Source organism: Streptomyces sp. NPDC002536 (assembly GCF_053594995.1).
The window spans coordinates 15642-35824 of sequence record NZ_JBSFWU010000082.1 but is presented as its reverse complement, the minus strand read 5'-3'; the positions used below and the strand labels follow the sequence as shown (position 1 = coordinate 35824).

Annotated in this window: 20 protein-coding genes; 9 read left to right on the top strand and 11 right to left on the bottom strand. The window is 71.7% G+C overall.

The genetic code is table 11. From position 1 onward, the window contains the following. Positions 1–131 precede the first annotated feature (131 nt). Together ACWD4B_RS25865 and ACWD4B_RS25860 are read right to left on the bottom strand one after the other, a co-directional pair. Entirely contained in the window at positions 132–2339 is a 2208-nt protein-coding gene (locus tag ACWD4B_RS25865) for an MMPL family transporter (protein ID WP_451422992.1), read from the bottom strand. A gap of 102 nt (positions 2340–2441) precedes the next feature. Beyond that, on the bottom strand, positions 2442–3014 hold the full coding sequence (locus ACWD4B_RS25860; RefSeq protein ID WP_451422997.1) for a TetR/AcrR family transcriptional regulator: 573 nt from the start codon (positions 3012–3014) through the stop codon (positions 2442–2444). Positions 3015–3201: 187 nt separating this feature from the next. Between ACWD4B_RS25860 and ACWD4B_RS25855 the strand changes: the two genes are divergently transcribed. After that, on the top strand, positions 3202–6471 hold the full coding sequence (locus ACWD4B_RS25855) for a S41 family peptidase (RefSeq protein WP_451422991.1): 3270 nt from the start codon (positions 3202–3204) through the stop codon (positions 6469–6471). Positions 6472–6583: 112 nt separating this feature from the next. On the opposite strand, the gene ACWD4B_RS25850 is transcribed toward ACWD4B_RS25855, so the two are convergent. The 3 genes from ACWD4B_RS25850 to ACWD4B_RS25840 all read right to left on the bottom strand — a co-directional run bounded on the left by ACWD4B_RS25850 (position 6584) and on the right by ACWD4B_RS25840 (position 9232). Beyond that, a complete protein-coding gene (locus tag ACWD4B_RS25850; protein ID WP_451422990.1) occupies positions 6584–6784 on the bottom strand; it encodes a hypothetical protein in 201 nt (66 codons plus the stop codon). A gap of 76 nt (positions 6785–6860) precedes the next feature. Then, positions 6861–7745 carry an SDR family oxidoreductase gene (locus tag ACWD4B_RS25845; RefSeq protein ID WP_451422989.1) on the bottom strand — a complete coding sequence of 295 codons (885 nt, stop codon included), beginning with the start codon at positions 7743–7745 and terminating at the stop codon, positions 6861–6863. Further along, positions 7742–9232: a flavin-containing monooxygenase gene (locus tag ACWD4B_RS25840; RefSeq protein WP_451422996.1), complete on the bottom strand. Its 1491-nt coding sequence runs from the start codon at positions 9230–9232 to the stop codon at positions 7742–7744. Before ACWD4B_RS25840 ends, ACWD4B_RS25845 begins: the two co-directional genes overlap by 4 nt. A 219-nt stretch (positions 9233–9451) precedes the next feature. Between ACWD4B_RS25840 and ACWD4B_RS25835 the strand changes: the two genes are divergently transcribed. From ACWD4B_RS25835 to ACWD4B_RS25810, 6 genes are all read left to right on the top strand, one after another. Further along, entirely contained in the window at positions 9452–10204 is a 753-nt protein-coding gene (locus ACWD4B_RS25835) for a DUF6879 family protein (RefSeq protein WP_451422988.1), read from the top strand. Next, positions 10201–11043, top strand: coding sequence for a helix-turn-helix domain-containing protein (locus ACWD4B_RS25830; protein WP_451422987.1), 843 nt, complete (start codon positions 10201–10203; stop codon positions 11041–11043). The genes ACWD4B_RS25835 and ACWD4B_RS25830 overlap by 4 nt, the downstream gene beginning before the upstream one ends. A 132-nt stretch (positions 11044–11175) precedes the next feature. Beyond that, entirely contained in the window at positions 11176–11451 is a 276-nt protein-coding gene (locus ACWD4B_RS25825) for a hypothetical protein (RefSeq protein ID WP_451422995.1), read from the top strand. 103 nt (positions 11452–11554) lie between these two features. Next, entirely contained in the window at positions 11555–11701 is a 147-nt protein-coding gene (locus tag ACWD4B_RS25820; RefSeq protein ID WP_451422986.1) for a hypothetical protein, read from the top strand. Between the two features lie 128 nt (positions 11702–11829). After that, positions 11830–12558, top strand: coding sequence for a hypothetical protein (locus ACWD4B_RS25815; protein WP_451422985.1), 729 nt, complete (start codon positions 11830–11832; stop codon positions 12556–12558). A gap of 127 nt (positions 12559–12685) precedes the next feature. Beyond that, positions 12686–13249 carry an RICIN domain-containing protein gene (locus tag ACWD4B_RS25810; protein ID WP_451422984.1) on the top strand — a complete coding sequence of 188 codons (564 nt, stop codon included), beginning with the start codon at positions 12686–12688 and terminating at the stop codon, positions 13247–13249. Between the two features lie 42 nt (positions 13250–13291). Here ACWD4B_RS25810 and ACWD4B_RS25805 read toward each other — a convergent pair whose 3' ends face one another. From ACWD4B_RS25805 to ACWD4B_RS25795, 3 genes are all read right to left on the bottom strand, one after another. Then, positions 13292–13615: a hypothetical protein gene (locus ACWD4B_RS25805; RefSeq protein WP_451422983.1), complete on the bottom strand. Its 324-nt coding sequence runs from the start codon at positions 13613–13615 to the stop codon at positions 13292–13294. Beyond that, on the bottom strand, positions 13612–13959 hold the full coding sequence (locus ACWD4B_RS25800) for a hypothetical protein (protein ID WP_451422982.1): 348 nt from the start codon (positions 13957–13959) through the stop codon (positions 13612–13614). The genes ACWD4B_RS25805 and ACWD4B_RS25800 overlap by 4 nt, the downstream gene beginning before the upstream one ends. Before the next feature lie 112 nt (positions 13960–14071). Next, a complete protein-coding gene (locus ACWD4B_RS25795; protein WP_451422981.1) occupies positions 14072–14863 on the bottom strand; it encodes an exodeoxyribonuclease III in 792 nt (263 codons plus the stop codon). Between the two features lie 34 nt (positions 14864–14897). On the opposite strand from ACWD4B_RS25795, the gene ACWD4B_RS25790 reads away from it, so the two are divergent. Beyond that, entirely contained in the window at positions 14898–15416 is a 519-nt protein-coding gene (locus ACWD4B_RS25790; protein WP_451422980.1) for a GNAT family N-acetyltransferase, read from the top strand. Here the strand turns inward: ACWD4B_RS25790 and ACWD4B_RS25785 are convergent. The 3 genes from ACWD4B_RS25785 to ACWD4B_RS25775 form a co-directional block, all read right to left on the bottom strand. Further along, positions 15376–15894 (bottom strand): DUF1269 domain-containing protein, encoded by a 519-nt coding sequence (locus ACWD4B_RS25785; RefSeq protein ID WP_451422979.1) that lies wholly within the window; start codon positions 15892–15894, stop codon positions 15376–15378. The genes ACWD4B_RS25790 and ACWD4B_RS25785 overlap by 41 nt on opposite strands. Positions 15895–16033: 139 nt before the next feature. Then, entirely contained in the window at positions 16034–17251 is a 1218-nt protein-coding gene (locus tag ACWD4B_RS25780) for an ATP-binding protein (protein WP_451422978.1), read from the bottom strand. Positions 17252–17272: 21 nt separating this feature from the next. Next, entirely contained in the window at positions 17273–17731 is a 459-nt protein-coding gene (locus ACWD4B_RS25775; RefSeq protein ID WP_451422977.1) for a hypothetical protein, read from the bottom strand. Between the two features lie 224 nt (positions 17732–17955). On the opposite strand from ACWD4B_RS25775, the gene ACWD4B_RS25770 reads away from it, so the two are divergent. Beyond that, positions 17956–20139 carry an alpha-N-acetylglucosaminidase gene (locus ACWD4B_RS25770; protein ID WP_451422976.1) on the top strand — a complete coding sequence of 728 codons (2184 nt, stop codon included), beginning with the start codon at positions 17956–17958 and terminating at the stop codon, positions 20137–20139. Positions 20140–20183: the final 44 nt, after the last annotated feature.

Here is a 20183-nt window from a genome sequence, read left to right as displayed (position 1 = left end):
TCCGATCTGTCGGCTGCAGGCCGGTGGGGGCTGGTCGCGCAGTTCCCCGCGCCCCTGACGGGGCGCTACGGCCCCGCAGACGCCAACAGCGGCCCGCCCCTGTGGGGGCGAGCCGCCGTCGAACAGATACCTCAGACGCGCGTCAGGCGCGGATCCTCGTCCGGGTCAGCGGAGCGCTCCGGCGCAGCCGGCACGGCGAGGCCCTCGCCCTCGACGTCCACGTTCGGCAGCACCCTGCCCAGCCACGCGGGCAGCCACCACGCCGCCTTGCCCAGAAGGGCAAGCACGGCCGGGACGATCGCCATGCGAACGACAAACGCGTCGAAGAAGACCGCGATCGCGAGGCCGAAGCCCATCATCTTGATCATCGATTCCGACGAGCCGATGAAGCCGGCGAAGACGCTGATCATGATGACCGCCGCGGCGGACACCACCCGCGCCCCGTGCCGGAAGCCCGTCACGATCGCCTCGCCCGGCCGCTCGCCGTGCACGAACGCCTCCCGCATGCGGGTCACGAGGAACACCTCGTAGTCCATCGCGAGGCCGAACACCACGCCCACCATGAAGATCGGCATCATGCTCATGATCGGGCCGGTCTCCTCGACCCCGAGGACCCCGCCGAGCCAGCCCCACTGGAAGACCGCGACCACGGCGCCCAGCGCGGCGACGACGGAGAGCAGGAAGCCCAGCGCCGCCTTGAGCGGCACCAGCACCGAGCGGAAGACGACCATCAGCAGCAGGAAGGCCAGGCCGACGACCAGCGCCAGGTAGGGCAGCAGTGCGTCGTTCAGCTTCTGCGAGACGTCGATGTTCATCGCCGTCTGGCCCGTGACGAGCACCTGGGCGCCCGTGTCGTCCTTGATGGACGCGCCCTTGTCGCGGATCGCGTGGACCAGGTCCTCGGTCTCCTTGCCGCTGGGCTTGGACTTGGGGATGACGGTGATCGTCGCGGTGTCGCCGTCGCGGTTGAAGTGCGCCGGGGTGACCATGGCGACGTCGTCCAGGCCCTTGACCGTCTTCTCGACGGACTGCGCCGCGGCCTTGGGGTTGTCGGCCTTCGCCGCATCCACGACCAGCATCAGCGGGCCGTTGAAGCCCGCGCCGAAGCCGTCCGACAGCAGGTCGTACGCCTTGCGCTGGGTCGTCTTGGTCGGCTGCGAGCCGTCGTCCGGCAGGCCCAGCTCCAGCGAGGCGGCCGGAACGGCGACCGCGCCGAGGCCGATCACACCGGCCAGCAGCACCATCACCGGGCGGCGCAGCACGAAGCGGGCCCAGCGGGTGCCCATGTTGGGCTTGCCGCCGTCGGCGGCAGTGCCCTTGCGGACCTTCCGCGAGAGCACCTTGCGGCCCCAGAAGCCCAGCAGCGCCGGGATCAGGGTGAGGGCGATCAGCACCGCGATGGCGACCGTGCCGGCCGCGGCGAGACCCATCTGGGTCAGGATCGGGATGTTGACGACGGCCAGGCCGGCCAGCGCGATCACGACCGTGAGGCCGGCGAAGACCACGGCGGAACCGGCCGTGCCGACGGCCCGTCCGGCGGCCTCCTCGCGCTCGCGGCCCTCGGCCATCTCGGCCCGGTAGCGGGAGACGATGAAGAGCGCGTAGTCGATGCCGACCGCGAGGCCGATCATCATCGCGAGCGTCGAGGTGTTGCTGGAGAGGCCCAGCGTGGCGGAGAGCGCGGTGATCGAGGAGATGCCGATGCCGACGCCGATGATCGCGGTCAGCAACGGCAGCCCCGCCGCGACCAGCGAGCCGAAGGTGATCAGCAGCACGACGGCGGAGATCACCATGCCGAAGACCTCGGTGTTGCCGCCCTCGGGCATCGACTGCAGCGCGCTGCCGCCGGTCTCGACGGTCAGCCCGGAGTCACGGCCGTGCGCGGCCGCGTCCTTGAGGTTGGTGCGCGAGTCCTCGGTGAGCTCGTTGGACTTCACCTTGTAGGTGACGGACGCGTACGCGGTGGTCCCGTCCCTGCTGACGGCCTTGGCCTGGAACGGGTCGGCGACCGACTCGACCTGAGAGCCCCCGCCCTTCAGCTCGGCGACGACCTTCTCGACCTTGGCCGTGTTCTTGGTGTCGGTGATCTTCTGGCCCTCGGGGGCCTTGAACACCAGGCGCGCGCTCGCGCCGTCGGCACGCTGGCCGGGGAAGCGCTTCTCCAGCAGGTCGAAGGCGTGCTGCGCCTCGGTGCCGGGGATGGAGAAGCTGTCGTTGGTGGCTTTGGAGGCGGTGGCGGCGCCGGTTCCGGCGAGCGCCAGCAGCGTCACCCATATCAGGGCGACGTACCAGCGGCGCCGGAAGGCGAGCCGGCCGAGTTTGTAGAGGAACGTGGCCACGAGGCGGGTGCTCCCGTCGGGTCGGTGCGAAAGGAATGCGGGCGTGGGAGTCCAGCCCGACGACGAGAGCGGCGTGTCAGGTGACTCGGTTGGGTTGTGGTTCTAGAGGCCGAGAGCGGGGAGGATCACGGCGTCGATGTAGCGGCTGAGGTACTCCGAGTCCGCGGTGCGGTCCTCGATCAGCGGACGGGCGACGAAGCCGCCGAGCACCATGTGCGCGACGAACGGCAGCGCCGGATTGCCCGCCTCGATCTCCCCCCGGTCGACGGCCCGCCGGAACATCACGTCCAGCGCGTCCATCTCGGGTTGGATCAGCACCTCGCGCAGCGCCTGTTTCAGGTCCGGATTGCTGTGGATCGCATGCTGGAGCCCCCGCATGAGGGCCGCATCCTTGTCCATCCGGTCCTGGTCGGCGCAGCACACCATGGACTGGAGGTCACCGCGCACCGTGCCGGTGTCGATGTCCGCCAGGCTCATCGGCTTGTTGTGCCGCAGCGCGCTCGCGACCAGCTCGGGCTTGCCCTTCCACTGGCGGTAGAGGGTGGCCTTGCTGGCGCGGGTCCGGGCGGCGACGGCGTCCATCGTGAGGGCGTCGTAACCGACCTCGCGCAGAAGTGCGAGAACCGCCTCGTAGAGCTCGGCCTCGCGTTCGGGCGTCAGCCGGGTGCGGCGCACCGCCGGCTTGGGTGTGTCCGTAGGCATTCCGCCTCCTTCCCGGCCGAATCTGTCGTACGAAACGGTTTCGTACCGTACGAGCGTAAGCCGGGCGGAGAGCGAAACGGGACCGTTTCGATGGTGTTCTCGGTCACTGACGGACGCGGACCGAGTTGCCGGGCCGCTGCCACGTCGAAACGATGGTGGGGTGAGAGAGGACTCTGGTTCGTATCTGCGGTTCCCCCACATCCACGGCGATCTGGTCTGTTTCGTCGCCGAGGACGACCTCTGGCTCGCCTCCCTGGCCCCCGAGGGGGAGCGGCCCTGGCGGCTCACCGTCGACCGCACCCGCTGCGGGCACCCGCGGTTCTCCCCCGACGGGGAGTCGATCGCCTTCACCACCTGGCGCAGCCTCGATCCCGAGGTCCACCTGGTGCCCGTCTCCGGCGGGCCCGCCCGCCGGCTCAGCCACTGGGGCAGCAGCGACGCCCGGGTCTGCGGCTGGGCGCCGTCCGACCGTGGCAGCGGGTACGACATCCTCGCCGTCTCCTCGCACGGCCAGCCCTTCTCCTACTTCTCCTGGGCCTACCGGCTGCCCACCGACGGCAGTCCGGGCCTGCGGCTGCCGTGGGGCCCGGTGTCCGACATCGCGATGGGCGACGTCGACGGCGAGCACCGCACCCTGCTGCTCGCGGGCAAGCCGCCGCACGAGCCCGCCTCCTGGAAGCGCTACCGGGGCGGCGCCATGGGCAGGCTGTGGCTGCACGGGCTGCGGCTGGTGCCGGACCTGAACGGCCATCTGGACTCGGTGATGTTCGTGGGCGGCCGGATCGCCTTCCTCTCCGACCACGAGGGCACCGGCAACCTCTACTCCGTCCTCCCCGACGGATCCGATCTGCGCCGGCACACCGACCACGCCGACTTCTACGCCCGGCACGCCTCCACCGACGGCTCGCGCGTGGTCTACCAGTGCGCGGGCGCGCTGTGGCTGGTGGAGGACTTCGGCCCGGACGCCGTCCCGCGCCGGCTGGACGTCCGCCTCGGCGGCCCGCGCGCCGGGCGCCGCACGTACCAGGTGCAGGCCTCGAACCACGTCGACGCCCTGGCCGTCGACACCACCGGCCGGGCCAGCGCCGTCCAGGTGCGCGGCAGTCTCTACTGGCTCACCCACCGCGACGGCCCCGCCCGGGCCATCGTGGACACCCCGGGCGTACGGGTGCGGCTGCCGGAGATGCTCGGCTCGACCGGCCGGATCGCGTATGTGACGGACGCGGAGGGCGAGGACGCCATCGAGATCGCCCAACTGCCGCGCGCCGCCGGGCCGTCCGCGCCGCGCCGGGTGGCGGCCGGGCGGATCGGGCGGGTGCACGAGACGCTCGGTTCGCCGGACGGGGCGCGGCTGGCCGTCGCCGCGCACGACGGGCGGCTGCTGCTGGTGGACACCTCGGCCGAGGGCGCGGGCGAGGTCACCGAGCTGGTCCGATCCGTCAACGGGCCCGTGCGCGACCTGTCGTTCTCCCCCGACTCGGCCTGGCTGACGTGGTCGCATCCCCGTGTCGGCCGCTCGCTGCGGCAGATCAGGATCGCCAGACTGGCGGACGGGACGGTCGTGGACGTCACCAACGGCCGTTTCGAGGACGAGCAGCCGGTGTTCACCCGCGACGGCCGCTACCTCGCCTTCCTCTCCTGGCGCGGCTTCGACCCGGTCTACGACGTGCACACCGGTGACCTGTCCTTCCCGCTGGGCTGCCGGCCCTACCTCGTCCCGCTGTCCTCGGCCACGCCCTCGCCCTTCGCCCTGACCATCGAGGGCCGCCCGGCGGGCGGCGGGCTCGACCAGGACGAGGGCGGCGGCGAGGAGGGGGCGACCCTGGTCGAGGCCGAGGGCCTGGAGAGCCGGGTGACGCCCTTCCCCGTCGCCGCCTCCAAGTACTCGCACCTCTTCCCCGTCAGCGGCGGCGGGCTGGTGTGGCTGCGCTGGCCGATCTCCGGCGCGCTCGGCGAGACCTTCGCCAACCCCGCCGACACCTCCGGTCGCCCCACCCTGGAGCACTTCGACCTGGCCAAGGCCAAGCGCTCCGAACTCACCTCGTCCATCGACTGGTTCGCGGTCAGCGGCGACGGCACCCGGCTCGTCGTCAACGACGAGGGCGACCTGCGGGCCGTGCCCTCGACCGAGTCCGGCGACCCCGAGTCGACCGTCTTCATCGACATGCGCCGCATCCTGCACGAGGTCGACCCGGCCGCGGAGTGGCGGCAGGCGTACGCGGAGGCGGGCCGGATCATCCGGGCGTACTTCTGGGAGCCGGGCATGTGCGGCATCGACTGGGACGCGGTGCTGGAGCAGTACCGGCCGCTGGTCGAACGGGTCGCCTCCCCCGACGACTTCGCCGACCTGCTCCGCGAGGTCCTCGGCGAACTCGGCACCTCGCACGCCTACGTCACCCCCGCCCGCCGCAACGAGGGCCCGCCGCACTACCAGCGCGCCATCGGCCTGCTCGGCGCGAACCTGACGCACCTGAAGGACGGCAGCTGGGCGGTGCGGCGCATTCTGCCCGGCGACTCCTCCGACTCCAAGGCCCGTTCCCCGCTGGCCGGTTCGGGCATCCGCGAGGGCGCGATCCTCACACACGTCGACGGCCGGCCCGTCGACCCGGTCGCCGGCCCGTACCCGCTGCTGTCGGCGGCCGGCGGCACCACGGTCGAGCTGGCCTTCCACCCGCCCGAGGCCGACGGGCACGCGCGCCGCGTCGCCGTCGTCCCGCTCGTCGACGAACGGCCGCTGCGCTACCAGGACTGGGTGGCCAAGCGCCGCGCGGTCGTCCGCGAGCTCAGCAACGGCAAGTGCGGCTACCTGCACATCCCCGACATGGGCGGCTCCGGCTGGGCACAGTTCAACCGCGACCTGCGGATGGAGATGTCGCTCCCGGCCCTGATCGTCGACGTGCGCGGCAACGCGGGCGGCAACATCAGCGAGCTGGTGGTGGAGAAGCTCACCCGCACCATCATCGGCTGGGACCTCACGCGCGACGCCCAGCCCGTCTCGTACGCGAGCACCGCGCCGCGCGGTCCGATCGTCGCCATCGCCGACGAAATGACCTCCTCCGACGGCGACATGATCACCGCGGCCTTCAAACTCCAGGGCATCGGCCCGGTCGTGGGCCTGCGCACCTGGGGCGGCGTGGTCGGCATGACCGGGCGGCACCGGCTGGGCGACGGCACCTCGATCACCGTGCCGATGAACGCGGCCTGGTTCGACGCCTACCGGTGGGGTGTGGAGAACCACGGCGTCGAGCCGGACATCGAGGTCGACCGGACACCGCTGGACTGGGCGGAGGGGCGGCACAAGCAGCTGGACGATGCGGTGGCGCTGGCGCTGGACCTTTTGGAGCGGCACGGTGCGGCTGCTCCTCCGGACTATTCGGGGGTGCCGGATCTGCGGCGGCCGGTGCTGCCGCCGCGGGGCAGCGCCCCGTAACCGGGGCTTCGCCCCGGACCCCCGGGATGGTGCGTCGGCTGCAGGCCGTCAGTGGCCGATCGCGCCGGTTCCCCGCGCCCCTTACGGGGCGCGGGGAACCGGATGGTGCCGTTCAGCCGAGGTCGTCGTCCTGGATGTCGTCCAGGGACTGCTGGCGGCCCTGCTGCTGGCGCTGCTGCTGCTGACGCTGTTGCTGCTGCTCGCGCACCTTGTCCTGGGTCTGCTGGCCCTTCTGCTGGGCCTGCTGCTTGGCCTGCTGGGCCTTTTCCTTGGCCTGCTGGGCCTTCTTCTGCATCTCGTCCTTCATGCCCATGCTGTGCTCACTCCTCAGGGGTGATGATGGTCGGGCACGGCCAGCCTCACACGCAGGGACGAACACCGCATTTCGATCAACTACGCTCCGTGCGCTCCCTGGTGTCCGCCAGACCGCCCGCGCCCATCAGCCCGCCGGGCAGGGCCGTCAGCCTGGGCTCCGCGCGCCGCATCTCGCGCGGCCCGCCCAGGGCGATCACCCCCGGCAGGGCCCAGCGCACCGGCTGCATGCCGCGCAGCCACCACTGGGCGTACACGTGCGCCGAGCGGCGCTCGATGCCCGCCACGAGCCGGTCGACGGCGGGGCCGAGCGGGTAGGTGCGGTTGGCGGGCCACGGCAGCCGCCGCCGCAGCTCGCGCATCACGTCGTTCTCGTCGGCGCCGCGCACCATGTCGGTGTCGGTCCAGCTGAGATACGCCACCCCGACCCGTACGCCCTTGTGCCCGACCTCGGCGCGCAGGCAGTGCGCGTACGCCTCCACGCCCGCCTTCGAGGCGCAGTACGCGGTCATCATCGGCGCGGGCGCGAGGGCGGCGAACGAGGCGACCTGCAGCAGGTAGCCACGGCTCTCGGCCAGGACGGGCAGGAAGGCCCGCCCGGTGACGGCACTGCCGACCAGGTTGACCTCGACGACGCGGCGCCACGCCTCCGGGTCGGAGTCGGCCAGCGGACCGCCCGCGGCCACACCGGCGTTGGCGACGACGACGTCGACCTTGCCGAAGCGGGCCTTGACCTCGCGGGCCACCTGGTCCATGGCCTCGTGGTCGGTGACGTCGGCGTGCCAGTGGGCGGAGTCGGTGCGCAACGTCTCGGCGACGCGCCGCAGTCCGTCCGGCTCCAAGCCCACCAGGGCCACGTGCGCTCCGCGCGCGGCCAGCTTGCGGGAGAGCAGCTCCCCCACCCCGCGGGCCGCCCCGGTGACGACGGCGACCTGGCCGGCCAGGCTCGTAGGGGCGCTCATCGGGCCGCCTCCGCCGGAATCCGGGCGGGTCGCAGCAGTTGGTACTCGGCGAGGTCGACGCGGCGGGTGACCCGGCGGAACTCGCCCGTACTCCCGGGCCAGACCACGGTGTTGCGGCCTTCCGCATCGAGATACCAGCTGTCGCAGCCGCCGCTGTTCCACACCGTCCGCTGCAACCGCTGCTGCAGGCGCCGGTTCCAGGCGCGGACGGCGGAGGGGCGGGCGTCGAGGGCGGCGCGCCCGCCGAGGACGTCCAGCTGCCGGAGAAAATCGGCGAGATAGTTCAGCTGGGCCTCGATGATGAGGATCATCGAGCTGTTCCCGAGGCCGGTGTTGGGCCCGATGATGGTGAGGAAGTTGGGGAAGCCGGCGGCGCTGGTGCCGCGCAGGGCGGCCATGCCGTCCTTCCACTCCTCGGCGAGCGTGGTCCCGGCGACGCCGGTGACACGCTCGGCGATGGGCAGGTCGGTCACGCGGAAGCCGGTGCCGAAGACGACGGCGTCGGCCTCGGCCTCCGTGCCGTCGGCGGCGACGAGCGTGGAGCCGCGCACCGCGGCGAGCCCGGAGGGGACGAGATCGACGTTGGGCTGCGCGAGGGCCGGGTAGTAGTCGTTGGACAGCAGGATGCGCTTGCAGCCGATGCGGTAGTCCGGGGTGAGCAGGGTGCGCAGGGCCGGATCCTCGATGGCTCTGGCCATGTGGGACTTGGCAAGGCCCTCTATCCAGCCGAGTTGGTCGGGATATTTGGTGAACAGGTTGACCTGCGCCTCCCTGATGCCCCAGAGCATCCCGCGGCGCAGGGCGCGGGTGGCGGGCACCCGGGTGTGCAGCCAGCGCTCGGCCGCGGTGATCCGCCGGTCGGCGCGCGGCAGCACCCAGGGCGGGGTGCGCTGGAAGAGCGTGAGCCGCCGGACGTCCGGCTGGATGCCGGGCACGAGCTGGATGGCGGAGGCGCCGGTGCCGATGACGGCGACGCGCTTGCCGCGCAGGTCGTAGGAGTGGTCCCAGCGGGAGGAGTGGAAGACCTTGCCGGGGAAGCCGTCGAGCCCGGGAACGTCCGGCACCTTGGGGTCGGCGAGCGGCCCGGTGGCGGAGACGACGACGTCGGCGGTGAGGGCACCGCCACCGGCGTCGATCTCCCAGAGCAGCCGCTCCGCGTCCCACCGCATGGCTCTCACCTCGGAGTCGAACCGGATATGGGACCGCAGCCCGAAGACGTCGGTGACCCGCTCCAGGTAGGCGCGGATGTGCTCCTGGCCGGAGAAGTTGCGCGGCCACTCGGGGTTGGGGGCGAAGGAGAAGGAGTAGAGATGGGAGGGGACGTCGCAGGCGCAGCCCGGATAGGTGTTGTCCCGCCAGGTGCCCCCGACGGCTCCGGCGCGCTCCAGGACCACGAAGTCGGTGACCCCTTCCCGACGCAGCCGCACGGCCGCCCCCAGCCCCCCGAACCCGGCCCCGATCACCGCCACCCGTACGTGCTCGGTCATGACTGCCGCAGCCTCCCGGATCGCTCCGAAGGTGCCAGCGATTGCTGGCACAGTCGGGAGCGTAAGTCAGGGGGCGGGGGTGGCGATAGGGGCCCGGAGCAAGGAAGTTACCGAGGGTCACGCCTGTCGCGGCACGCGAATAATCGCGAATCACGCCGGACAGCGGCCGCGGACGGCGCCACCCTGGATGCCACCTGCCCGGCGAGAGGGGAAACGGCGATGACCCGACGACTGCGCTTCATCGGCACGAACTCCGGAAACAACGGCTGCCCGACGCTGTACGAGGACCTGGATACGGGAGAAGTCCTGGTCCAGGGGGAGGCAGTGACCGACCCCGAGGACGTGGCGCAACTCCGGAACGTGAAGGAGGGGGAGGGATTCGTGATGGTCCCCCGTGTACTGCTGACCGACTTCGCTCCGCGGGATGCCGCCAGGGTCGCCACGATGATCGACTTTGAAGAGTTCGACGACATGTTCGAAAGCTTCGAGCACACGGCATGGCGCCTCGAGTCCAGGCGCCGCTACAGGTCGGACGAGGAGACGGAGACGTACCGGCGATTCACGCGCGGCGAGGATGCAGGCTGGGATCCGGACGACCCGTGGTGCACCTCCCGCCGCGCGCAGGCCGCACTGGGCAAGCGATTCGAGCGGGTGCGGATCGTGGACAACCCGCCCACTCCCGGCCAGCGTTACCTGCTCGACAATGCACGCCGCAACGCCGCCGTCGGCGAGGACATCCGGAACCTCTGGAGGAGCGATGCCGCCCGACTGAGGCTTCCCGACGACGACTTCTGGCTCTTCGACTCCCGCGTGATCGCCCGTCTTCGCTTCGACGACGCCGACGGGATCACGGGGGTCGAGCTGATCACGAACCCGGTGGAGGTTGGGCGCGCCTGCCAGGTCCGGGACGCAGCCTGGCACTACGCCGTGCCCCATGACGTCTTCGCGGCTCGGGTACCGTCCATCGAGTGACCACGGACTTCCAGCAAGCCAGGCTCTCCCTCGGTGCGCGACTCCGCGAGCTGCGCACCGAAGGAGGGCTTACCGGAAGGGGGTTGGCGGATCGGCTGGGGCGGTCCCAGTCCAAGGTCAGCAAACTGGAGACCGGCAGGCAGACGGCCACCGCGGACGACCTGCGGGCCTGGGCGGAGGGAACCGGCCGGCCCGAGACGGCGGAGGAGCTGACGACGCGCCTCCGCAGCCTGGAGTCGCGCTCCCGGTCCTGGCGCAGACAACTCGCCGCCGGGCACAAGCCCGTGCAGGACGCCCTCACCGCCGCATACGAACGGTCCTCCGTGTTCCATGCGTGGGAAGGGTCGATGGTCGTCGGCATGCTCCAGACCGCGGAGTACGCCAGACACGTGTTCTCGCGGTACGTGGACCTCCACCGGTCGGTGCGGGACGTCGAGGAGGCTGTGCGCGCACGCATCAAGCGCCAGGAGCTGCTCTATCTGCCGGGAAAGACCTACCGCATCCTCATGTGGGAAGCGGCACTGCGCTCCCTCGTCTGCCCGCCCGCGGTACTTGCCGCGCAGCTCGACCGCCTGAACGGCGTTCTCGGTCTGGACACCGTGGTCCTGGGCATCGTCCCGTTCGAGGCTCCGCTCGCGATCCCGCCGGCCAACGGGTTCTGGGTGTACGACGAACGGCTGGTGATCGCGGAGGACTGGCACGCGGAGCTGTGGCTCGACGACTCGGAGAGCGTCGGCGTACACCTCCGGGTGTGGCAGACCTTGTCGGATGCGGCCGTCTACGGAGCGGATGCGCATCGCATCATCACACGGGCCCAACGCGCTCTCAGAGCCCCGTGAGCATCACGCAGACATGCCGCTGTCCGGACTCGAATATTCGCGAATCGAAGCCTTCAGCCCCAACACCGCTTCCCTAACGTGCCGTTCATGGAGAACACACACAAGGCGGAAGCGGTCACCGAGGCCACCGGCCTGAAGCCCGGCACCCCCGTCCTCGACACCCGAACCGGCCGCCTCGGCATCGTCATGGGCACCGAAGGCCCGTACATCCAGCTCCGCCCGCAGGGCGGCGGCCGCGAGTGGGACTGCCCGCCCGCGAACGTCCGGCCCGTCGGGACGACGAAGCGCTGCGTGGAGTGCTCCACGATCAAAGCCGAGCACGCGGAGGCCGTTGCCGCAGGCGACGTGAGCAGGGCGACCGACTGCACCGTCCTCATGGGGCGCCATCAGCGCGCAGCGCACACCTGAGCCGCAGCCGCCACCCGTCCCGAGCAGCCTGCGCCGCGCCGCCCTCGGGGTCGATGGCCACCCAGGCCGTGACGCTCTGCGTGGCGGCGTCGCTGTGCAGGAGGTGGACCTTGACGTCCAGCCGGTCCCGGGCCTGTTCGGGGCCGACCGTCAGCTCTGCCTTCGGCTATGCCGCGTTGCGGTCAGCGTCGTCTACGTGGTCGCCATCGGCTTCAAGGCCGAACACGCCAAGATATTGAAGAAGCGATGAACCGGACCGTCCCGTCCCCGGTGAAAATGCGGATACGGAATACGGCATTACTCTGGGAAATGACCCCCCTGTCTGGGAGCTTGGTCCTCACCCTGCACCTCCCACGCCTGGTGGACGGAGTGAAGAGAATGGTCCGCGTCTCAGGAAAATTCGGCAAGCTGCGCCCGCAGTTCCCGGTCGCGCTCAAGGAGTTCACCGCTTATGCTGCGGCTCCGCTGCCCGCACCGCCGGCTGCGGTGGACTGGGCGAAGAACGTCACGAACTGGCCCATGGACGGCAACGACCGCTACGGCGACTGCACCATGGCCGCCGCCGCGCACACGATCCAGTCGTGGAACGCCCAGGTCGGCTCCAAGGACACGGTGCCGACCGAGCAGCAGGTGATCGACCAGTACCTGAAGCTGTCCGGCGGAAAGGACACCGGGCTCGTGGAGTCCCAGGTCCTCAAGTCCTGGCAGAACGGCGGCCTCTGGGGCAACAAGGTCATGGCCTACGCGCCCGTCAACGTCCACGACCTGACCGCGATCAAGCAGACCATCAACCTCTTCGGCGGCGTCTACGCCGGCATCCAGGTCCCGTCCAACGCCCAGGAACAGTTCGGCGCGGGCAAGCCGTGGACCCTGGACCCCGGCTGGCAGGAGCAGCCGATCGAGGGCGGCCACGCGATCCCGCTGCTCGGCTACGACGCGGACTGGCTGTACTGCATCACCTGGGGTGCGGTGCAGCCGATCGCGTGGGACTGGTGGTCCACCTACTCCGACGAGGCGTGGGCGATCCTCTCGCAGGAGTACAAGGAGGTCGGCAAGGTCAACGGCATCGACCTGGCAACGCTCCAGTCGGACTTGCAGCGGGTGTGACGTCAACTCCTCCCTGTCACAACCGGTATGACGCATTCTCCCATGTTCGGTCCGTATCTCCGGTGCGTACTGTCCCGTTCGTACCCCGCGTCACTGTACGCACGCCTCGAACGAGAACGGACCGAACGTGAAGATCCTTCCTCAGCTCACCGCGCTGGCCACCGCCGCCACAGCCGTCGTCGTCCTGACCCCGAGCACCGGCCAGGCCGTGGAGAGCAACGACTTACAGGTCAACCTCAGCAGCCAGAAGTGTCTGGAGATCGAGAACTCCAGCAAGGCCGACGGCGCCAGAGCCCAGCAGTGGGCCTGCAAGGGACAGCCCGGCTCGCACTGGCGGATCCAGTGGGAGACCGGCGGCGTGGACGGCACGTTCATGCTCGTCAACAAGAACAGCGAGAAGTGCCTGGAGATCGCCGACTCCCGCAAGGACGTCGGCGCCCCGGCCCAGCAGTGGACGTGCAAGCCTCACTACACGAACCAGCTCTGGTACTTCTGGAAGTCGCCGAAACCGAACAGCCACCTGCTCGTGAACCTCAACAGCAACCAGGTCCTGGAGATCACGTACCCGGCCGTGGCGGACGGGGCACCGGCCCGGCAGTGGCTGCAGAGTGACACCGCCATCCACCAGATGTGGACGGGGGCACCCGTGAAGCAGCCGGCATCCGTGAACGGCCCGGCCCGCAGCCGCTAGGCGCGCCCCGAAGGGGGCAATCACCGGCCCGGACACGGACCGTCACTGCCAGAAGATCTCCTCCACAACGATCTGCGGGTCCTCGGTCCGCCGCACGAACGTGTACTTCAACCAGCCGTGCCCGTTGTCGAAGTACAGGATGCGAGGGCCCTTCGGGTCGCTGGACCTGGCGGGTTCGACACGCAAGTCTTCGGACAGGCCGCCATCCTCGTCGATTCCGCGAAAGTACGGGTCGTTCGCCGTGACCAGCTCTGCACGGGCTGCGTCGATCATCTTCCGTACATGCCCGGGCAGCGCGTCACGTGCTGCCTGGGCCTTGAGGGTCCAGTCCATCTGCCAGGGCGGGCCCATGAACCCGTTGGTCACCGGCCGGGCTCCGTGCGGGCTGCCATGTGGCGGATGTTGGACGCTTCTTCCAGGAGCGCTTTGGCTTCGGCGGAATCCGTGCACTCGTAGGCGGCGCGGTGCTCAAGGCCGGTGACGTGGGCGTCGAGCCGCGGGTCGCGGGCGATTGCGTACTCGCCCCACCAACGGGCCATGAAGGCAGGCACGGTGCTGATGTCGTATGCGTCGGCGACGTACCGCTTCCAGTGCGCGTCGAAGTCGGGCAGGAGCTGGGGGGCGTGCTGGGCGATGGCTTCGCGGAGGGCCTTCGGGGTTCTCTCCGGCATGGGCGGGATGCCCGGCTCGCCCGCGGCAGCGGTGGTCATCGTGCCCCTCCTCCGTCCGGTACCGACTGTGTGCAGCCTATCGCCGCGCAGGCGTACGCGAGGGCGTACAGGGCACGCAGCTGAACCGTGCCCCGTACGCCCTCCCGCCGGGTTACCGGTCGTAGGCGACGGTCACGGGCGCGTGGTCCGACCACCGCAGGTCATGACTGGCCGCCCGCTCCACCGCCGCCTTCACCGCGCGCTCCGCGAGCCCCGCCGTCGCCGCCTGGTAGTCGATCCGCCACCCCGAATCGTTGTCGAAGGCCCGCCCCCGGTACGACCACCACGAGTACGGACCCGCCACGTCCGGGTGCAGAGCCCGCACCACGTCCGTGTACTGCTCGAACACCTCGGACAGCCACGCCCGTTCCTCCGGGAGGAACCCGGCGCTCTTGCGGTTGGCCTTCCAGTTCTTCAGGTCCGCCTCGGTGTGCGCGATGTTCCAGTCGCCGCACACCAGCGCCTCGCGCCCGTCCGCCTCGGCCCGGGCGCGCAGCCCGGTCAGGTACGGCAGGAACTCCGCCATGAAGCGTTCCTTCTCGTCCTGGCGCTCGGTGCCGACCTCGCCCGAGGGCAGGTACAGGCTGGCCACCGTCACGCCCGGCAGGTCGATCTCCGCGTAGCGGCCGCTGCCGTCGAACTCGGCCGAGCCGAAGCCGATGCGTACCGCGTCCGGCTCGCGCCGGGAGTAGAGGGAGACGCCGGCGCGGCCCTTGGCCGCCGCCGGGGCGTGCACCACGTGCCAGCCCTCCGGTTCGCGCACCTCGTCGGGCAGTTGGTGCGGCTCGGCCCGCACTTCCTGGAGGCAGACGACGTCCGCCTCGGTCTGTGCCAGCCACTCCACGAAGCCCTTTTTGGCCGCAGCGCGCAGGCCGTTCACATTCACGGTCGTCACGGTGAGCATTCCGGTACGGTACCCGTTTCCGTACGATCGGCGAATGCGGATCTTGCCGGTCTCGTACGACCACCCCGACGCCGTGAAGCTCCAGGAGCAGGTCCAACTCGAGTACGCGCAGCGGTACGGAGACGGCGACCTCACGCCCATGGAACCCGCCCAGTTCGTCCCGCCCTGTGGGCTGTATCTCATCGCGTACGAGGACGACGGGACGCCCGTCGCCACCGGCGGCTGGCGCGCCCAGGACCGCAACGACGAGGGGTACGCGGACGGCGACGCCGAGATCAAGCGGATGTACGTCGTCCCGCAGGCGCGCGGGCGCGGGCTGGCCCGCCGGATCCTGGCCGTGCTGGAGGACGACGCCCGGGCCGCGGGCCGGATACGGATGGTGCTGGAGACCGGCACCATGCAGCCGGAGGCGATCACGCTCTACGCCTCGTCCGGCTACGCGCCGGTCCCGGCACAGCTCAAGTTCGGCCTCTACCGCACGTACGACAGCAGCCGCTGCTTCACCAAGCCGCTCAGCGGCCCGGCTTCGCCCCGCTCGCAGGACTCGCCTTGATCGCCGCCTCGACCTCCGCCCGCACCTTCTCGGCCGGGTAGCGCCGCACCTCGCCGAACGGCTCCAGCAGCCGGTCCACCGGCTCCGGGCTCTCCTCCTGGACCTCGGCCATCAGCACCGTGGCGCCCGGCGGCACCTCCGCGGCCAGCATCTCCAGGGCCGCGTTCGAGGCCGTGGCCTCCCGGGCGTCGTGCAGGCCCCCGATCAGGCCGCCCGCGCCGAAGCCGATCATGACGCCGAGCGGTCCGCCGAGGATGCCCAGCAGGCCGCCGAGCAGGCCGCCCATGGCGAAGGCGTGGGCGCTGCCGGTGTTGTCGACGGCGTCGGGGAAGTCCAGGGCCCCCTCCGCGTCCCGGGCGATGACGGCGCCCTCGCGCAGGGTGATGTCGTCGTCGGCGTGCGCCTGGCGCAGGGCCTCCAGCGCACGGTGCCCGCGCTCACGGCTGGGCACGGTCAGGAAGAGGACGTTGTCGTTCATGGCTCCCACTCTCGGGGCGACCCTCCGGCTGCGCACGCCAGGGCGCTTCCGATGGGGTGCCCCGTAGGGGGCGCGGGGAACTGCGCGACCAGCCACGACGCGCCCGCAGCCGACGCACCGCCCCACTCCCCCGCGCCCCCTACGGGGCACCGCCCCGCACCGCGTCCCGCAGGTCCAGCACCGCCTCCGCGCCCCCGCCCGCGGGATTGGCGAAGGTCAGCCGGGCGCCCAGCACCCGGGCCTGGCCCGCGGCGATGGTCAGGCCCAGGCCGAGGCCGGAGCGCGAGCCGGTGCGGAAGCGCTGGGGGCCGCGCGTGAGCAGGTGCTCCGGGAAGCCGGGCCCGCCGTCGCGGACCCTTATGACGCCGCCGTCCACCTCCGCGACGACCGGGGCCGCGCCGTGCCGGAAGGCGTTGGTGACGAGGTTGGCCAGTATCCGCTCCACCCGCCGCGCGTCCGTCTCCACCAGGCACTCGCGCACCACCGTGACCGTGACGTCCTCCTGCCCCGGCGCGGCCGCCGCCCGCACCGCCCGCCGGGTCAGCTCGCCCAGCGCCCGTACGTCCGTCTCGGCCTGCTCGGCGTCACCGTCCAGCCGGGCCACCTCCAGCACGTCCTCCATCAGCGACCGCACCCGCTGCGCCCGTTCCCGGACCAGCTCCGCGGGCCGGCCCGGCGGCAGCAGCCCGGCCGCCGCGACCAGCCCGGCCACCGGGGTCCGCAGCTCGTGGGCGATGTTGGCGGTCACCTCGCGCTCGGCCTGCAGGCGGGCGGCGAGGGCGTCGGCCATGGTGTTGACGGAGTGGATGAGCCGGGCGATCTCGTCCTTGCCGCCCCGCGGCTTCAGCCGGGCGGTCAGGTCGCCGTCGGCGATGCGCTCGGCGGTGCGCGCCGAGGCGTTGAGGCGGCGCCCGACGATGGTGGCCAGGGCCACGCCGACGGTGGCGGCGAGGGCGGTGCCGAGGCCGCCGGCCAGCCAGAGGTCCTCGTCGAGGGAGGCGAGGTTGCGGTCCTGGCGGGTGTAGGCGTGCTTGATGACGATGATGTCGTCGCCGAGCCGGGTCGCGGCCCACAGCGCGGGCTCGGGGCCGCTGCGGTCGAGGTAGGTGGCGCGCTTGCCCTGTTCGACGGCGCGGCGCAGCGGGCCGGGCATCCGGTAGGGGTTGAGGATCGTCCGCGGCCGGTCGAGCCCGGCCGCGTGGTCCTCGACGGCGGTCAGCAGCCGCTGGTCGATCTCGCTGCGGGCGGTGTCCAACTGGTTGACGGCGGTGCGGTGATGGACGACGAGCCCGATGAGGACGGCGACCAGGGCGGAGACCGCCGTGATCGCCACGGCGGTCTTGATGCGCAGTCCCAACGGACGCCCCCCTGTTCCTTCCTATTCCTTGGGCACGAAGAGCCGCAGGTCGCGCAGCTCCTTCTGCTGCGCGGGCGGCAGCCCCGCGGCCTCGACCACGGCCCGGCTGTAGAAGCCGGAGCCGCCCTGCCGGACCAGGCCGCCCAGAGTGACGCCGACCGGGTACGGCTCGTCGCGGCAGGCCGGCGCGCACCAGCCGCCCGACACCTCGCCGGTCGCCTCGGCGGTCGCGCCGCCCCAGGACTTCCAGCGCAGCCCGGTCAGCCGGACCGAGCCGCTGATCTCGAAGGACGCCGGACGGCGCACCGGGGGTTGACCGGCCCCCTCGGTGATCCAGACCGGGCCCGCCACGGAGGCGGCCGGGCTCGACGCCGGGCCGGTGACCTTCAGCCCGCCGGGGTCGGCACAGCCGCACAGCGCCGCACCGAGCAGCACGGCCGCGAGGGACACGGCGCCGACGGTCGCGATGAGTGGTCGCACGGGGATCCTCATGCCGGACGGACGGGACGGATACGGACGGATGAGACGGACAAGACGGATACGGTCGGACGGATACGGGTGTTCGATGGGGCCATTCGTGCCAAATGTAACCGGCGTGGCTGGTTCGACGCCCGTGCCCTTGACCCATTCCCGGCGTCGGCTCATAGGATCACCGCGCTCACGTGGTCCGGTCCAGAGGCCGTCGCGCCACACGGAGGTCACTCATGCACATTCCCCGCCGCACCCTGCTCGGCGCCGTGGCCGGGTCCGCAGCCCTCGGAGCGGTCGCCGGGACCTCCCCGGCCCCGGCAGACGCCGCCGAAGCGGGTGCCGCCGCGGCCGCGCTGGCCCGGCTGCTTCCCCGGCACCGGCAGCAGGTCGTCTTCCGCACCGTGGCCCGGAAGGGCGGGGCGGACGCCTACCGGGTGACCGGCCGGACCGGCCGGATCACGGTGGAGGGCACCACTCCGGCCGTCCAACTCGCCGGATTCCACCGCTACCTGAGGCGGACCGCGCACGCCCACTTCTCCTGGAACGGCGAGCAGACCGCCCTCCCCGACCGCCTCCCGGCCCCCGCCTCCCCGGTCACCGGCACGGCGAACGCCGTCCACCGCTTCGTGCTCAACGACACCAGCGACGGCTACACCGGCCCGTACCGCGACTGGGCCGCCTGGGAACGCGAGATCGACATCCTCGCCCTGCACGGCTTCAACGAGGTGCTGGTCTACGCGGGCGCCGACGCCGTCTACCACCGCACCTTCCTCGAACACGGCTACGGCGACGCCGAGTTGCGGGACTGGGTCCCGGGGCCCGCGCACCAGCCCTGGTGGCTGCTGCAGAACATGGCCTCCTACGGCGGCCCCGTGTCCGGCGAACTCCTCGCCCGGCGCGCGGCGTTGGCGCAGCGCATCGTGGGCCGGCTGCGCGAACTGGGCATGACGCCCGTGCTGCCCGGCTGGTTCGGCACCGTGCCCCAGGACTTCGACCGGCGGAACCCGGGCGCCCGCGTCGTCCCGCAGGGCGACTGGGGCGGCTTCCGGCGCCCCGACTGGCTCGACCCGCGCACCCCGCACTTCGCCCGGGTCGCCCGCACCTTCTACCGGGTGCAGGAGGAACTCCTCGGCGCCGCCTCGATGTACAAGATGGACCTGCTGCACGAGGGCGGCACCCCCGGCGACGTCCCCGTCGCCGACGCCGCGCGCGCCGTGGAGGAGGCGCTGCAGTCGGCCCGCCCGGGCGCGGTCTGGGCCATCCTCGGCTGGCAGGAGAACCCGCGGCGCGAGATCCTCGACGCCGTCGACCGGTCGAGGATGCTCGTCCTGGACGGCCTGTCCGACCGCTTCCCCAAGGTCACCGACCGCGAGGCCGACTGGGGCGGCACGCCCTACGCCTTCGGCTCCATCTGGAACTTCGGCGGCCACACCGCGATGGGCGCCAACACCCCCGACTGGGCCGCGCTGTACGACCGTTGGCGCACCAAGCCGGGCAGCGCCCTGCGCGGCATCGCCCTGATGCCCGAGGCCACCGGCAACAACCCCGCCGCCCTCGCCCTCTTCTCCGACCTGGCCTGGACGGACGGCCCCACCGACCTCGCCGCCTGGTTCCGGCAGTGGTCCGTCACGCGCTACGGCGCCGCCGACCCGCACGCCGCCCGCGCCTGGGACGTCCTGCGCCGCACCGCCTACGGCACCACCCGCGCCGACAGCTGGAGCGAGGCCGCCGACGGCCTCTTCGGCGCCCGCCCGGACCTGGCCGTCACCCACGCGGGCACCTGGTCGCCGCGCCGACTGCGCTACGACGCCGCCGAGTTCGAGAAGGCCCTGCCGGCCCTGCTGGCCGTCGCCCCCGGCCTGCGCGGCAGTTCCGCCTACCGCTACGACCTGATGGACGTGGCCCGCCAGTGCATCGCCAACCGCAGCCGCCTGCTGCTGCCCCGCATCAAGGCGGCGCATGACGCGGCCGACCGCGCCCGCTTCGACGGCCTCACCCGCCAGTGGCTGGACTGGATGACCCTGCTGGACCAGGTGACGGCCACCGACGCACGCCACCTGCTGGGCCGCTGGACCGCCGACGCCCGCGCCTGGGGGTCCACCCCCGCCGAGCGCGACGCCCTGGAGTACGACGCGGTCTCCCTGCTGACGATATGGGGCCCGCGCGCCGCGGCGGACGGCGGAAAGCTGCACGACTACGCCAACCGCGAGTGGGCCGGCCTGATCGGCGGCCTCTACCGGCTGCGCTGGACGACGTACTTCAAGGAACTCTCCGACGCCCTGGCGGCGGGCCGCAGCCCGAAGCCGGTCGACTGGTTCGCCCTGGAGGCCCGTTGGACGCGCGAACGCCCTGCGTTCCCGTCGAGACCGCAGGGCGACATCGTGCGCATCGCCCGCACGGTGGCATCAAGGCTGTAGGGGTCAGCGCCCCGTAAGGGGCGCGGGGAACTGCGCGAGCAACC

What these genes read in the sequence shown, in the direction of transcription:
- ACWD4B_RS25800 (WP_451422982.1), bottom strand. Translation starts at nt 13,959, where the DNA reads ATGACCACCGCTGCCGCGGGCGAGCCGGGCATCCCGCCCATGCCGGAG.
- ACWD4B_RS25840 (WP_451422996.1), bottom strand. Translation starts at nt 9,232, where the DNA reads ATGACCGAGCACGTACGGGTGGCGGTGATCGGGGCCGGGTTCGGGGGG.
- ACWD4B_RS25785 (WP_451422979.1), bottom strand. Translation starts at nt 15,894, where the DNA reads ATGAACGACAACGTCCTCTTCCTGACCGTGCCCAGCCGTGAGCGCGGG.
- ACWD4B_RS25845 (WP_451422989.1), bottom strand. Translation starts at nt 7,745, where the DNA reads ATGAGCGCCCCTACGAGCCTGGCCGGCCAGGTCGCCGTCGTCACCGGG.
- ACWD4B_RS25815 (WP_451422985.1), top strand. Translation starts at nt 11,830, where the DNA reads ATGGTCCGCGTCTCAGGAAAATTCGGCAAGCTGCGCCCGCAGTTCCCG.
- ACWD4B_RS25850 (WP_451422990.1), bottom strand. Translation starts at nt 6,784, where the DNA reads ATGGGCATGAAGGACGAGATGCAGAAGAAGGCCCAGCAGGCCAAGGAA.
- ACWD4B_RS25770 (WP_451422976.1), top strand. Translation starts at nt 17,956, where the DNA reads ATGCACATTCCCCGCCGCACCCTGCTCGGCGCCGTGGCCGGGTCCGCA.
- ACWD4B_RS25790 (WP_451422980.1), top strand. Translation starts at nt 14,898, where the DNA reads ATGCGGATCTTGCCGGTCTCGTACGACCACCCCGACGCCGTGAAGCTC.
- ACWD4B_RS25835 (WP_451422988.1), top strand. Translation starts at nt 9,452, where the DNA reads ATGACCCGACGACTGCGCTTCATCGGCACGAACTCCGGAAACAACGGC.
- ACWD4B_RS25795 (WP_451422981.1), bottom strand. Translation starts at nt 14,863, where the DNA reads ATGCTCACCGTGACGACCGTGAATGTGAACGGCCTGCGCGCTGCGGCC.